Below are 13,519 nucleotides of genomic sequence, written 5' to 3'. Positions count from 1 at the left end.
CGTCAGCACAGCTCGCAGCCGAAGCAGCTTGACTCTTATCCGCGTGGGATGTCTTGTCACCGCGGACGCGATCCGGTCGGCTGCGGGGTCGGCCCGGTCCACGCCGCCGGATCCGCAGGCCCTCCAGCACAGGGATGAACATAGGGCTGTCGCCCCGCTGGCCTGGCGAGGTCAGCCAGGTCAGCGGGCGGGCCCGGTCGTCGGCCAGCAGATGGACTTTGCTGGTCAGCCCGCCTCTTGAACGTCCCAACGCCTCACGCCCATCGGCTTCCACACGCGAACCGCCCCCTTTTGCGGAAAGTCCCGCGGCGGCCGGCGGCGGGCACCGGCCGCATGCTGGTGCGCCCGGCAGGACGTAGAGTCGATGTTCACCGCCCATTCCCGCCTGCACTGCACGCTTTTTCCTTCTGAACGGCCTCAACCAGGGCCCCGTCGGGGTCGGCGGCATCGGCCTCGATCTGTAACTCGGTCAGGATCTGCTGCCAGGTACCGTCCGCTGACCAGCGACGGTGCCGTTCGTAAACGGTCTGCCAGGGGCCGTACCGTTCGGGCAGGTCCGGCCAGGGAACGCCGGTACGGGCCCGAAACAGCACCCCGTTGATCACCCTGCGGTGATCGGCCCACTGCCCGCCGGGCCTGCCATTGGCAGGCAGGAGAGGCTCGATCTTCTGCCACTGCGCGTCCGTGAGCTCATGTCGCCGCACCATAAGACGCAACTGCCCAGCCGGTGCGCTGATCCACCACCCCAGCAAGAGCCATCAGAAACGGCCTAACGCCATCTTGGCGCGTGTCGGTATTCGCCTGTCAGTGCCCGTCGGGAAAGGCGAGGCGCACGATCTTCTTCCAGTGGGCGGCGGCCTGGTCCCGTTTCTCCGGGATGGCGCAGCGCGGCCCCTGCCCCGATTCTCATAAGCGGTCCTTTGTCCGAGCAAGATCGAGAAGCGCCGTACGGAGATCGCGAAACGCGGGATCAGTTCGCAAAACTCGTTCTCACAAAACCGGCCATCACCAGTACAAGCACACCAACCTGACATGCCGTCACTGAGACCAACCCACTGGCATCAAACCAGCACATCGCAGGGTGTCGGTGCTGACCCGGGCGAGGACTACCGTGGCGAACTGCTCGCGGGCGGCGGGGGCGAGACCTCCGGCGGCGTGTCCGCCGTAGAGAGCGTGGATGCGGGCCTGGCGTCCCGCGTACAGGACGTCCTCAAGCGCGCCACGGGAGCGGTCGCGCTCAAGGCGCCCTGCATCCAGGTCAGCATCAAGGCCGACGCGTGGCTGCGCTGTGGCGGGCCCTGGAGTGGGTCGCTCCCTGGGTCGCGCTGTCCGGTGCGGCGGCCACGGTGGTGAGCCTGGTCCCGGAGGACGACGACTCAACGGAGACCGCCATGCGCAGTGCGATCGCGCTGCGCTACAACACCGTCAAACCGTCCCTGTCGCTGCTGGGCGAGTCGAAGGCGCTGGGGGCAGCGACCAGCAGGAAGTGGGTGCTGGCCGGGTGAAGCGGCTGCCTGCTGTTGCAGCTGGCGGAGGTACGTCGGCGACTGGCGGCAGCCGAGGAACGCGCCGCCGCCGTCGCGCGGTACGGCGTCCTTGAACGTGTCCATCGTGACGCGGCCTGACCGGACAGAGCGCCGCGCTTGCTCGATCCGGGCAGCGTCCACATTGTTCATCCGCCCAGCCTGCGGCGTGGCTTCGGTGAACCCGGATCCGTACGGTCCGGTACCTGGCGGGTCACGTTGCCCCGGCCGCGCAGCGCGCGGGCGACGTCGGCGAGTGCCGTGAGGATAGCGGGGCGCTGCTGCGGAGAGCTGTCCCGCAGCGCCTCACGCGAGATCACTACCACGCCTACAACGATGAGCAGGGTCTGCGCGCCGAGCACGCCAAGAACGATGTGAGCCACGGACATGACAGCGCTCCGGATTCCTCGCTGATTTCGAATTGTCGACACACCGGCGAGCATCGTTGTCCACGGCCCCGTCCATCGACCCGCGCGGACGAGGTGCACGAAACCGGTCACGCCGTGCAGGCCGCGGGCCTACGCTGACGCGTGTCCACCGCACCCGTGGTGGACGCAACTGGACGCACTGGACGTCCTGAGGACGTCCGGCGCCACCCCAACGAGGAGACGGCCACGGGTGGGACCGAGCAGGGCGGCACCGCAGCGCCGCTGGAAGAGGCGTTCCTCACGGACCTCAGGGACGTGGGAGAGGTGTACGACAGGCTGCCGGATGGCCTGCGGCCCTCCCTGCGCACGCTGGCGCACCGCGCGGGAGTCAAGTCACCCACCACGGTCCACCAGTGGCTGACCGGTAAGAGCATCCCGCAGTCGGGCGAGCAGCTCGCCACAGTAGTCGCCGGCATCAGGCAGGCCGCCCGCGCGGTAGGCAGCGGCATCAGCACCGGCGACCTGGCCCGCTTCGATCACGCGTGGCAAGAGCGGCACGAGGCCATCCTTAAGGCGCGCGTCCGCGATGCCGAGCAGCTGCGCCGGGGGAAGCAAGCCGCCGCCCGCCTGGCGGCCGCGGCAGCCGAGGCTCGGCAGGCCGCCCTGCCGGACAAGCCCCGGCCCCTGCCTTCCTGGACGGCGGCCCAGTTACGGGTGCACCCGTCCATCTCCGGCACCATCGGGCCCGTCGACGGCTTCGTGCTGCCCGTCTACGTCGAGCGCGACCACGACCCACGCCTGCGCGAGACCTTCCGCACCGCGGCGAAAGCACAAGACCCGACGCTGATCTTGGTACGCGGTGACTCCTGCACTGGAAAGACCCGCGCCGCCTACGAAGCCCTCCACCACACCCCGGCCCTGAAGACCTGGAACCTCCTTTTCCCCCGCACCGCCGCCAGCCTGCTGGAGGCTCTCTCCGCCGGGGCGCTCACCCCTCACACGGTCCTGTGGCTCGACGACGCGCACAAGATCCTCACCGGCCGGACCGGCGAAGCGGCCGCGGCAAGCCTCCACTCCCGCCTGACCGAGCCAGGCCCACTGATCGCGGTGGGCACCATCTGGACCACCGCCTTCACCGAGCTGGCCAAACCACCCATCGCGCGCGGCATCGTGCAGACCGATCCGCACCGCCACGCCCGCGAACTGCTGACAGCAGCCACCCACGTCACCACCGTCGCCCCCCCGGTTCCAAGACGAGGCCCTGCGCGCCCTCCAAGCCACAGCGCAATCGGCGAACGATCCGGCCCTCAAAGCGGCCAGCCGCTCCGCTGCCAGGGGGCAAGTGACCCAAACCCTCGCCGCTGGTCTGCAACTCGTCGACCGCTACGAGGCCGCCGACGCCCCTCCTGGCTGCTACTTCCGCGCCATCATCACCGTTGCCATGGACGCCTGCCGACTGGGCTGGGACGGCCCGCTGCCCGAAGCCTTCCTGCACGACGCCGCCCCCGGATACCTCACCGACGACCAGCGGGCCGGCGCAGGTCCCACGCAGTGGTTTGGCACAGCGCTGGAGGAAGCCTCTACCAAAGTGCTCGGAGTCGCCGCGGCACTAGAACCGGTACCCCACCCCACCGCCATGGGCGCACAGCCGGGCGTGTGGCGGCTGACCGACTACCTGGACGCCCACGGCCGCGCCACCCGAAAACGGTACAGCCCACCGGTCTCCTTCTGGACCCAGGCCGCCCATCACGCCACCAACGCCGAGTGCCTCATCGCCCTCGCCCGCGCAGCAGAGGCGCGACGCCGCGATCGCGCCGCTGAGCTGCTCTTCCACCGTGCCGCCGAAGCGGGAGACCCACGCGCGTACAGCGCCTTGATGAACAGATGTCAGCGGGCTGGTGACCGCTCGGGTGCTGAGCGCTTCGCCCACCTCGCTGCCGAAGGCGGGGATCCGAGAGCTTACCTGGCACTGGCGTTCGACGGTGGGACGGTGGACCGGCACGAAGTCGAGCGTCTTGTGCAGCTTGCCGCCGAAGCCGGCGATCCGAGCGGCTGCCCCGCTGTGGTGAAGATGCATGAGGAAGCCGGCAACCGGTCAGGTGCTGAGCATTTCGCCCAGCTTGCCGCGCAAGGCGGGAACCCGAGCGGCTACACCATGCTGGCGGTGATGCACGGGGAAGCGGGTGACTGGCCAGGTGCTGAGCACTTCGCCCAACTCGCCGCGCAAGGCGGGGACCCGAGCGGCTACACCTCGCTGGCACAAATGCGTCGCGAGGACCGGCAAGAAGCAGAGCGTCTCCTACACCATGCCGCAGACACCGGACATCCGCACGCCTACACCATGCTGACGGTGATGCGCGGGGAAGCGGGTGACTGGCCAGGTGCTGAGCACTTCGCCCAACTCGCCGCGCAAGGCGGGGACCCGAGCGGCTACACCTCGCTGGCACAAATGCGTCGCGAGGACCGGCAAGAAGCAGAGCGTCTCCTACACCATGCCGCAGACACCGGCGAGCCTATCGCCCATAAGGAGCTCGTACTCATGCGCCACCAGGACCGGTTGGAGGCGTATCGGCTCGTGCAGAGTGCCGCGGATGCCGGGGACCGGCTTGCCCAACCTCGGCTGGCGGCGATGCGTCAGGAAGACCAGCAGAAGGCGTATCGGCTCCTGCGTTATGCGGCCGATGCCTCGAACCCGATCGCCTGCGCCGAGTTGGCGCGGATGTGTGAGGAGACCGGTGACCGGCCAGGCGCTGAGCACTTCGCTCGCCGCGCTGCGGCGAACGGGTACCGAAGGGCCTACACCGATCTGGCGGCCATGTGTGAGGAGACCGGCGACCAGCCAGGCGCTGAGCACTTCGCCCAACTCGCCGCTGAGACAGGATACGGGGGCACCTATGCCAGCCTCGCCCACAAGCGGGCACAAGACCAGCGAGAGGCCGAGCGCCTGACTCGTCTCGCTGCGGCGGCTGGGGACCCGTGGGCCTGCGGCGAACTGGCCGTGGTGTGCGAGGAGGCCGGTGACCGGCCAGGTGCTCTGCGCTTCGCTCGCCTCGCCGTCGGCGCCGGAGACAGGCAAGCATGCCTTGCCCTGGCCGTGGTGTGTGAACAGGCCGGTGACCGGCCAGGTGCTGAGCGTTTCGCCGACCTTGTCGCCGACGCCGGAGACACGAAGGTGTACGAGCACTTGATGCAGGTGTGTGAGAAGGCCGGCGACCGACCTGGTGCTGAACGCTTCGCCCGCCTCGCTGCCGACGCCGGGAACCCCTACGCCCACGCCAGATTGGCACAGCTACGCGAAGAGGCGGGGGACCAACCGGGTGCCGAACGCCTCCGACAGACACAATTCGAGTGACTCTTCGTACAGTGAACGCAGACTGTGGAGCCCCGTGCAGACCGGAGATCACAGTGATGCCCGCGCCGGTCCCTGGCGGCTCGTGCCCCGCCGGCGCCGAACCTCGTCAACCACCCTGTCAGTACTGCTCGGTCTCGACGAACCCGGTGGCGGCAGCAATGGGGTCGAATCCGGGTCGGCTGTCCTTGAAAGTCAGGCCCATGCCGGCCAGCTTCGCCTTGACCTCGTCGATCGACTTCGCACCGAAGTTGCGGATGTCGAGCAGATCCCCCTCCGATCGAGCCACCAGCTCACCCACCGAGTGGACGCCCTCCCGCTTGAGGCAGTTGTACGAACGGACCGTCAGCTCCAGCTCCTCGATCGGCAACGCCAGGTCGCCGGCGAGAACGGCGTCCGCCGCGGACGGACCCATGTCGATGCCCTCAGCGTCGACGTTCAGCTCACGCGCCAGACCGTACAGCTCGACCAGTGTCTTGCCGGCCGACGCCATGGCGTCGGCCGGACACATGGCATGCTTGGTCTCGACGTCGACGATCAGCTTGTCGAAGTCGGTGCGCTGCTCGACACGGGTCGCCTCGACCTTGTACGTGACCTTGAGCACCGGCGAGTAGATCGAATCGACCGGGATCCGGCCGATCTCCAGGCCCTGCTGTGTGTTCTGCACAGCGGAGACGTAGCCGCGACCGCGCTCGACGGTCAGCTCCATCTCCAGCCCGCCCTTGCCGTTCTCCAGCCCGCCCTTGCCGTTGAGCGTGGCCAGGACCAGGTCGGGGTTGTGCACCTCGACACCGGCCGGCGGCGCGATGTCGGCGGCGGTGACCAGACCCGGACCCTGCTTACGCAGGTACATCACGACCGGCTCGTCGTGCTCCGAGGAGACGACCAGCTGCTTGATGTTGAGGATCAGGTCGGTGATGTCCCCCTTGACGCCCGGCACGGCGGTGAACTCGTGCAGCACGCCGTCGATCCGGATGCTGGTGACGGCAGCGCCGGGGATCGAGGAAAGGAGGGTGCGGCGCAGGGAGTTGCCCAGCGTGTAGCCGAAGCCCGGCTCCAGCGGCTCGATCACAAACCGCGAGCGGTATACGTCGACGACCTCTTCAGTCAACGAGGGACGCTGAGCAATCAGCATAAGGTGGTGCCTCCAGTTTTCCGCGCCCACTATGTGACGCCACAGACACCGCACGGTATCGGCAATACGACCTCACAACAGGCCGCACCGCCCGCCGCCGCCCAGGTGCCAGCTCAGCCGGCGAGCCCAGCTCCTACGTTGATGGGGCTCGTTGAAAACGGCCACCCCCGCTCGGGGATGACCCCACACCTACTCAGTGGATCTTCCCACCCATCTGGCACCTAACCTGCGGACGGACCCCAAAAGGGAGGGGCCGATCGATACAGCCTCGGGACATCGGGACAGCGGTTATCGGTGAGAACGATCAGGGTTGTTGCGGCTCGCCCTGGCCGTCGGGGGGAGGGGCGTTTCAAAGTCCTATGATCACGTAGCTGACCTGGTCAGGGGATGTCCAGGAGGTTCCGTGGCCGGGTGAAGGGGTGATCCGTGCCCGTACTCAGCTGGCCTTGCATGCTGACTGGAAGGCCCCAGGAGATCGCGCCGCCGTCGGCCGGACCGCCGTCGGCCGGGCCGTGGTCGCGCCCGGCTCAACCGACCTTCTCGGGGGAGCGGTTATGTCCGCTCCTCGTAGGTGATGTCGTACGCGGCCGCGATGGGATTGATCTTCGCCGGGTCCAGTTCCCCGTCGGTGAGGACAGTAGGGCCCGCTGTGAACAGGTCCTCGAGGTAGCGTTCCCAACCACCGGGCGAGGAGATCTGCAGCACGCGCGGCGGCGGCTGGGAGCCGCGGCGCAGAGCGTGCGGTACGCCCTTGGGCAGCAGGGCGAAGGTCCCCTTGGGGGCCGAGTAGGTGTGGTCGTCGAACTCGATGTCCAGGACGCCGTCCAGCACGTAGATGCACTCGTCCGCCATGTGGTGGGTGTGCCGCGGGATGTCCTTGGCGAGGGTCACCTCCAGCAGAGAGAACCTGCCCTCGGTGTCGGCGGTCGTGGCCTTCACCGCGAACGCAGGCGGCAATGGGAGCCGGCCCGGTCGTGCGGCGCCGGGTTCGAGCAGTAAGAAGCGGCTTTCGGACATGCGGGCACCCTTCCTCTGGCATGATTGGAACCGGAATCCGATTCCGGAAAAGCTTATGCAGAGGAGTGCCGAGGTTGTCAACGCCATCAACTCCCACCCACCGCAAGACGCGTGCCGACGCCGAGCGCAACCGGGCGCGCGTTCTGAAGGCGGCGCGGCGGCTCTTCCACGAGCACGGCGACGCGGTGCAGATGCCGGAGGTGGCGCGCGCCGCCGGGGTAGGGGTCGGCACCGTCTACCGGCACTTCCCCTCCCGGCAGGCGCTGATCGCAGCTGTCGCCGACCAGCGGTTCGGCGAGATCGCCGAGTACGCCCGCACCACCTGTCTCCACGAGCCCGGACGCGGGCTGCTGCTCTACCTACGCCACGTCGGCGAGGTTCTGGCAGCCGACCAGCGGCTGTCCGCCGTTATCGAGGCGACCCTCGGGGCCACCGCACCCCAGGGCGAAGCGCGCGCCCAACTCGAAGAAGCGGTCAGCTCGCTGATCGCGCGTGACCAGGCAGCCGGTGCGATCCGTGCGGACCTCACCGTCGGCGACGTCTACATGCTCGTCGGAGGGCTATCGGCGACCATACGCGTCGGCAGCGGTGACTGGCGCAGGTTCATCGAGCTTGCTTGCGACGGGTTGCGCAGCCGCGGTCCCCGCTGATCCGAGCTTTGGGACCACGGCTCGTGGACAGACCGCCCAGGGCGAGGGCGAGGGCGGTGCGGGGAGTCGGGGCCGGCCCGCCACGGACGCAACGAAGCTCCGGTTGAACGGGGTGACGTTCCCAAGTCGCCCTGATCCACTGGAGCCTCCATGTGCCGCCAGTCTGCCAGTGTCTGCCTCGCCAAGACGCCCGTTGGTCAACGCGACACGAGCATGGGCCTGGTGGAGCGTCTGCGGTTGCTGCCTGATCCGCGCTGTCGGCGCGGGCGGCGCCACTCGTTCGTGAGCGTGCTGCTGATCGCCGCCAGCGCCGCGCTGGCAGGCGCGAAGTCGTATACGGCGATCGGGCAGTGGGCCGCGTCCGCGCCGCAGCACACCCTGGCCCGGCTCGGCACACGTGCGGTCGGCGCGCTGGGCATCCGCATCGCACCGAGCACGGCCACCATCCGGCGCGTCGTCGCAACCGTCTGCCCCGGCGGGCTGGCCGAACTCACCGGATGCAACCCGGCCAGCCAGGACACGCTCGCGGTGGACGGCAAGTCCGCCCGGGGCTCGCGCAGCAGCGACGGTCCGGCCGCGCACCTCCTGGCGGCGATGACCGGCGCCGGGCAGACCGTCGCCCAGCTGCGGGTGCCCGACCGCACCAACGAAATCACCTGCTTTGCCGCGCTGCTGAGCCCGTTCGACCTCACCGGGGTCGTGGTCACCGCCGACGCGCTGCACACCCAGCGCGCCCACGCCCGGTTCCTCGTCGAGGAGAAGAAGGCGCACTACCTGCTCGTGGTCAAGGCCAACCAGCCGGCTCTGTTCCAGCTGCTGCGGTGCATGCCCTGGCCGCAGGTCGCCGCCCGCCACTACCAGCGCGGCCAAGGACACGGGCGCCGCGAGACCCGGGTCGTCAGGGTCCTGACCATCACCGATCTGGACCTGGACTTCCCCCACGCCGTCCAGGCCGCGAAGATCACCCGCTACCGCACCGACCTCAAGACCGGAAAGCTGACCCGGCAGACCGTATACGCGATCACGGACCTGCCCCACCGACAGGCATCGCCGCAGCGGATCGGCGACCTCGCCCGCTCCCAGTGGGGTATCGAGAACCGCCTGCACTTCGTCCGCGACACCGCCTTCCGCGAGGACGCCTCCAAGATCCGTACCGGACACGGTCCGGAGAACATGGCCGCCCTGCGCAACCTTGCGATCAACACCCTGCGAGAGCACGGCCACCGGAACATCGCCGCCGGCCTCCGCCACGTCTCGTACGACCCCTTCACCCGGCCGCTGGACCTGCTGGACATCCCCTGACCAGGCCAGCCAGCTACGTGAGCACAGGACTTTGAAACGCCCCTGCCGTCGGGGGCGGCCTCAGCGATCTCGACCTCCCGGCGGTTTTTGCGCTGCGCGCGCCGGCCGGTGCCGCGGGGCTGATCACCACCGTTGCCGTGACGGAGCGGTTCGCAGCCGGTTCCTGCTTTGCTGGGGAGTTTGGTGACCTTCAGGCCGGCCAGGCGGCCGCGGGTGGCTTGGCCGGTGTCGCATGTTACACACGGTCACTAGCAGGTTGGGCTCCTCAGGGAACTGGCGACAGCTGATGCGAGGGCCTACCAGTACCGAAGAGCCCGTGCTCGCCTGCTGTCGCCTCGTCGGCAGCGGTGAAGGCGGGTCAGCGTGTCCGCCCCGGGCGCTGCCCTCGCGGCAGCGGGCGTACCTAAGTTGCCGTCCGCCGCTGGGACGTGGCGGCTGCGAGGGAACCGACCTGAACACAGCGAGCAACCTGGTCAGCCTGATCAGGTCGCCCACTGAACTGCGGTGCAAATCGACCCGTCCGTCAGGCAGTCTGGCGTTTGAAGAAGTTGAGTGTGATCCTTCCGCAGTCAAGTTCTCCTAGCTCTCCTTGCCCATCAACGGCATAGAGAAGCGTAAGCTGAAAGTTGTGGATCGATGACCGCTGTGATGTCAGGCGGATCAAGAAGCGGTCGGCCTCCCCGGCCTGTAGGGCATGGGAGATGTTCTGGCTGACAAGATAGCGATCCCGATCCGCCGCGAGCGCCATGGCGTATTCCGCGGATATGTCGATGCGCGCCCCAGCCTGAATTAGATCTACGCGGATGTCGATGAGGTAGATCGGAGTTCGGACCCGGTGTGTCATGAGATGTCGAATGCCGTCGAGGTCTGTCCAGGTGTACTCAAGGGTGCCAACGAGGAAGATAGAAGGCGTCATCAGTGGCCGCGCCGGGTCGGCGAACTGCTTGAGGTCTGCTAACCCTCTCCGGCCGAGGCCGGCCTCGGCAAGGGCATCAAGGACGGGTGCCGGATCGCCCAGTGCTCCGTCATGGCGAACGGACAGAACATGCTCACGGCTCACGAACGCGGAATGGTGTGGGTGCTCCAGACGGAAACGCAGGGTGCAGTCCGTCATCGGTCCGCCGTGGTTGAGTAGCAGGTCCCCCTCGAACCGGCCACTCATTCGCTCGAAGGTAATGCTGCCGCACTCCGGTACTGGCCTGGGGTCTAACCGTGACGCGTCGATACGGAGTAGGGCTTCATGGAAGAAGACTGTGAGCTTCGTATTGTTGACGACCTTTACATCGAGGGCAGGAGGCACTGAGTCGTCCAGCCAGCTGGTATGACGGGGACGGGTCAAGTCCCCTCCCGCCCGCACTTGGTCCAGGTATGCATGGCTGGGCTCTACGACCAGTCCCTCCGTCGTTCGCTTGCCCCGGTAAACGACAAGGTACGGGTCCGCGTGGTCATCATCGACGGACACCACGGCCGTCAGGCGATTGCGGACGGGAGCCGGACGAGTGGCGCCTTCCGCGATGGCAGCGCTCCGCAGTTTCTCCCACCAGGCGGCACCTCGTGGCCGATATACCGCAACATCGCCTTCGCCACCGCGCCTACTGGCCCGGCCAGTTCGCTGTTGTGCTATCGGTTCAAGGACGTCGACGAGGAACTTCAACACCGCCCGCTGCCGGGGTGGCTTGCCGTCTCGCACCCAACCGTAAAGCGTGGCCCTGCCCACGTCCAACTGCTTGACCCGAGCCATATCGACCAGCTGGTCCACAGTGGGCTGCCTGCCCGCCGCGGCGTACAAGCTCTTGAACTCTTTCGCGAACTGCTCGGCCGCACCTATTCGCACCCATCCACCCCTCGGTCTTGTCCGGAGCTCAGTCCAGATTCGGTCCGGTTTCGGACTGGACCTTCCATGCCCTGACCTGGCCAAATCGCTGGGCACAGAGCGATCGAACTGGCAGCGACCGGCTCACGGGAAGAACGCTACTGGAGCCGTACCTCCCACCGGTTCTGGTTCGGCCAGAACCTCTCCTGAGAGTGGCTGATCCTGTGCCCCCTTCCCTCTTTCGTCACGTTCCCGCGGTTGTCCTCGGCATCGTCACGCTGCTCTACGCCACCACGGTGTGCGGCATGGCGGTCGCGTCTGTGTTCTCCCGCGCAGCGGCACGGAGGCGAGCTGCCCGCGAAGCCCTAGACCGCCTGCTCCGCCGCTAGTGTCACCGTCAGCAGCGGTCTCTGAGTCAGATGAGCAAACTGGCGACAGTTAGATACGCGACTCACCAGTAGCAGCCGCGATAGCCAGCCAGGTCCAGGGGCGGGTCGGACTGTCCAGGGTGAGCGAAGCCCATCGCGTAGCACCGCCGCAGACACCTTGACCGGCCGGCACGCCCCGCACACTCCACCAGTGGGCAGTGCTGGCCGACAGCGTGCGTGACGCTCGCTGAAACTCCCCACTCTGTTGAACGACGGAGCGAGTGGGGTGACGAGCGGCACTGGTCGATTTCAGAGATCCCCATCAACGTGGAACAGAGCTCAGCGATCAGCTACTCCAGCGCCTTGCGGCGACCGTCTGGGCCGCCACGAGTCCGAAGTACAGCGGTGCTTGAAGCCAACGCGTGGCGAAGAGCGCGTAGTCGAGCGTCGGGCCCGCCGCATGGGCGGGAGTGCGCCTGCTCGGGAAACTGGCCCGAGCGTTCAACTGAGCCTCCATGAACGTCGATTGGACCGGAGGACATCGGGCGCCTCGGCGCCCGATGTCCTCCATCGACTTCGCTGATCACCTTCATAGCGGAGGGGACACGGGTTACCTCGTCCGTGCTTGATCCAGCTCCGGATGTTTGGCGCAGGCCGGCACAGTGCCGGGCGGCAACGAGCCTCAACCTGACATGGATTTGTCAACACCTGCGGACAGCGGCGACGCTGTAAATCCTTCAGGCGGCGGTTGAGGTGGTTCGCAGCGCGCGCCGGCGAGGAGATCGCCGCGCTGGTTGCTGGGACAGGCGGAGCAGGTCGTGCAGTGGGGTGCCGTGCTCGGCCCAGGTGCGCAGTCGGTCTCGATCGACCCAGTGGACCTGGTGGCGCTCACCCCACGACTTGGCGTCGCGTGTGAAGAAGCCGTTGGTCACCACGACTGCGATGTCGGCGCCGTGGACGGGTCCGGCTGTGCCCTTCACCTGGTACATCACCGCCGAGCCGACCTTGCCGCCGACCTTGGTGTGTTTGGCTTGCAACACGATGCGCCCGCGCTGCCGGTGGTGACCGATGACGTCGGCGGCTTGGTCGCCCTGCTTGCCGACCTGGCGGGCCGACCAGCCGTCTCGTGTGAGCAGGTCCCGCAGCGCGAATTCGAAGTCCTGATCGCTCATGGCGTCGACCTCTTCGAGTGTGATCCGCAGTACCGCGAGCATGGCGGCGCGAGCTCGCTGCGTCCGTGCACAGCGCAGCGTCCGCCATAGCCAGTACTCGACGCCACCAGCCGTCAGACCGGCCCACAAGGGCCAGACATGCACCGCTGCGTCGCGGGCGGTGAGAGCCAACCGCACCACCAGGGTGACTGCCGCCAGAGCCACGATCGCGGCAGCGACATGTTCGCCAGTTCCCCGAGGCCTGCGCAGCCTTCCGCGGCGCCTTGCCATCAGCGAGAGGCCGGCGTAGAGGCCGCGGGCCGCGGCGAGGCCGGATGGTCGGTTGTTTCCTCGCTTCCGAAGCCGAAGACCTGCCCCCACAGCCAGATCGCTGCGATCAGTCCGGCGATCATCCAGCCACTCATCTTCTTCCCCCGCGGACGCGGGTTGCGGCGGATGTGGCTGCGGACGACGTGGTACCCCTCCGGCGGCATACGCTTCCCTCCCCTTTCGAGAACCGTCAACTGCGGTTCTGTCCTTGAGAATTGGTGTAGCAGCGTGCACTGACAAAGAACGCCGGATGATCAAGGAATGCGGTGCGGGCCACACCTAATCCAGCCACCAAGCACCGGGACGGCACTTTCGTTCGAATTCCGTCACCCGGTCCTGCAGTTCAAGGCCTTGGCACGCTGCCCACTCTGCGATGCCGCGAAGAGCCAGCAAAGATTTCGCCGGCCACCATCGCTCACGCTGCACGAACACGGCCTCATCCGTCGCAGAGAAGGTGTCCATCCCCTCGCAGCGTGGACGGTTTCGTTAAGCGGCTTGGGACTGTTGGTCTCT

The 13,519-nt window shown here is 67.6% G+C and carries 10 protein-coding genes and 2 pseudogenes; 4 read left to right on the top strand and 8 right to left on the bottom strand.

The features are described 5' to 3' along the window. Positions 1 to 250: pseudogene (locus tag IEZ17_RS45635) on the bottom strand (IS5 family transposase); the annotation flags it as partial. A 118-nt stretch (positions 251 to 368) separates the two neighbouring features. Next, positions 369 to 704, bottom strand: coding sequence for an IS5 family transposase (locus tag IEZ17_RS40240; RefSeq protein WP_189308595.1), 336 nt, complete (start codon positions 702 to 704; stop codon positions 369 to 371). Positions 705 to 1,277: 573 nt separating this feature from the next. On the opposite strand from IEZ17_RS40240, the pseudogene IEZ17_RS40235 reads away from it, so the two are divergent. Next, positions 1,278 to 1,502, top strand: a pseudogene (locus IEZ17_RS40235) (hypothetical protein); the annotation flags it as partial. A gap of 170 nt (positions 1,503 to 1,672) precedes the next feature. On the opposite strand, the gene IEZ17_RS40230 reads toward IEZ17_RS40235, so the two are convergent. Next, positions 1,673 to 1,912: a hypothetical protein gene (locus IEZ17_RS40230; protein ID WP_189308593.1), complete on the bottom strand. Its 240-nt coding sequence runs from the start codon at positions 1,910 to 1,912 to the stop codon at positions 1,673 to 1,675. Between the two features lie 1,321 nt (positions 1,913 to 3,233). On the opposite strand from IEZ17_RS40230, the gene IEZ17_RS40225 reads away from it, so the two are divergent. Beyond that, positions 3,234 to 5,243 carry a tetratricopeptide repeat protein gene (locus IEZ17_RS40225; protein ID WP_189308592.1) on the top strand — a complete coding sequence of 670 codons (2,010 nt, stop codon included), beginning with the start codon at positions 3,234 to 3,236 and terminating at the stop codon, positions 5,241 to 5,243. A gap of 118 nt (positions 5,244 to 5,361) precedes the next feature. Here IEZ17_RS40225 and IEZ17_RS40220 read toward each other — a convergent pair whose 3' ends face one another. Together IEZ17_RS40220 and IEZ17_RS40215 are read right to left on the bottom strand one after the other, a co-directional pair. Further along, a complete protein-coding gene (locus tag IEZ17_RS40220; protein WP_189308591.1) occupies positions 5,362 to 6,375 on the bottom strand; it encodes a DNA-directed RNA polymerase subunit alpha in 1,014 nt (337 codons plus the stop codon). A 552-nt stretch (positions 6,376 to 6,927) separates the two neighbouring features. Beyond that, a complete protein-coding gene (locus tag IEZ17_RS40215; RefSeq protein WP_189308590.1) occupies positions 6,928 to 7,392 on the bottom strand; it encodes a cupin domain-containing protein in 465 nt (154 codons plus the stop codon). A 74-nt stretch (positions 7,393 to 7,466) separates the two neighbouring features. Here IEZ17_RS40215 and IEZ17_RS40210 point away from each other — a divergent pair, with 74 nt between their 5' ends. After that, entirely contained in the window at positions 7,467 to 8,042 is a 576-nt protein-coding gene (locus tag IEZ17_RS40210; protein ID WP_229853093.1) for a TetR/AcrR family transcriptional regulator, read from the top strand. Between the two features lie 150 nt (positions 8,043 to 8,192). After that, entirely contained in the window at positions 8,193 to 9,344 is a 1,152-nt protein-coding gene (locus IEZ17_RS40205) for an ISAs1 family transposase (RefSeq protein ID WP_229853092.1), read from the top strand. 523 nt (positions 9,345 to 9,867) lie between these two features. On the opposite strand, the gene IEZ17_RS40200 is transcribed toward IEZ17_RS40205, so the two are convergent. The 3 genes from IEZ17_RS40200 to IEZ17_RS40190 form a co-directional block, all read right to left on the bottom strand. Then, positions 9,868 to 11,178 (bottom strand): hypothetical protein, encoded by a 1,311-nt coding sequence (locus IEZ17_RS40200; RefSeq protein ID WP_189308588.1) that lies wholly within the window; start codon positions 11,176 to 11,178, stop codon positions 9,868 to 9,870. A gap of 1,084 nt (positions 11,179 to 12,262) precedes the next feature. Beyond that, positions 12,263 to 12,967, bottom strand: coding sequence for a restriction endonuclease (locus tag IEZ17_RS40195; protein WP_189308587.1), 705 nt, complete (start codon positions 12,965 to 12,967; stop codon positions 12,263 to 12,265). Beyond that, the gene (locus IEZ17_RS40190) at positions 12,967 to 13,170 is read right to left on the bottom strand and encodes a hypothetical protein (RefSeq protein WP_189308586.1); all 204 of its coding nucleotides are present in this window, start codon (positions 13,168 to 13,170) and stop codon (positions 12,967 to 12,969) included. The genes IEZ17_RS40195 and IEZ17_RS40190 overlap by 1 nt, the downstream gene beginning before the upstream one ends. Positions 13,171 to 13,519 lie beyond the last annotated feature (349 nt).

The organism is Streptomyces albospinus, from assembly GCF_014648695.1.
Taxonomy (GTDB): Bacteria; Actinomycetota; Actinomycetes; order Streptomycetales; family Streptomycetaceae; genus Streptomyces; species Streptomyces albospinus.
The sequence above is the reverse complement of the archived record's forward strand: the minus strand, read 5'-3'. Positions and strand labels throughout refer to the sequence as shown.

What these genes read in the sequence shown, in the direction of transcription:
- IEZ17_RS40230 (WP_189308593.1), bottom strand. Translation starts at nt 1,912, where the DNA reads ATGTCCGTGGCTCACATCGTTCTTGGCGTGCTCGGCGCGCAGACCCTG.
- IEZ17_RS40220 (WP_189308591.1), bottom strand. Translation starts at nt 6,375, where the DNA reads ATGCTGATTGCTCAGCGTCCCTCGTTGACTGAAGAGGTCGTCGACGTA.
- IEZ17_RS40215 (WP_189308590.1), bottom strand. Translation starts at nt 7,392, where the DNA reads ATGTCCGAAAGCCGCTTCTTACTGCTCGAACCCGGCGCCGCACGACCG.
- IEZ17_RS40205 (WP_229853092.1), top strand. Translation starts at nt 8,193, where the DNA reads ATGTGCCGCCAGTCTGCCAGTGTCTGCCTCGCCAAGACGCCCGTTGGT.
- IEZ17_RS40195 (WP_189308587.1), bottom strand. Translation starts at nt 12,967, where the DNA reads ATGGCAAGGCGCCGCGGAAGGCTGCGCAGGCCTCGGGGAACTGGCGAA.
- IEZ17_RS40190 (WP_189308586.1), bottom strand. Translation starts at nt 13,170, where the DNA reads ATGCCGCCGGAGGGGTACCACGTCGTCCGCAGCCACATCCGCCGCAAC.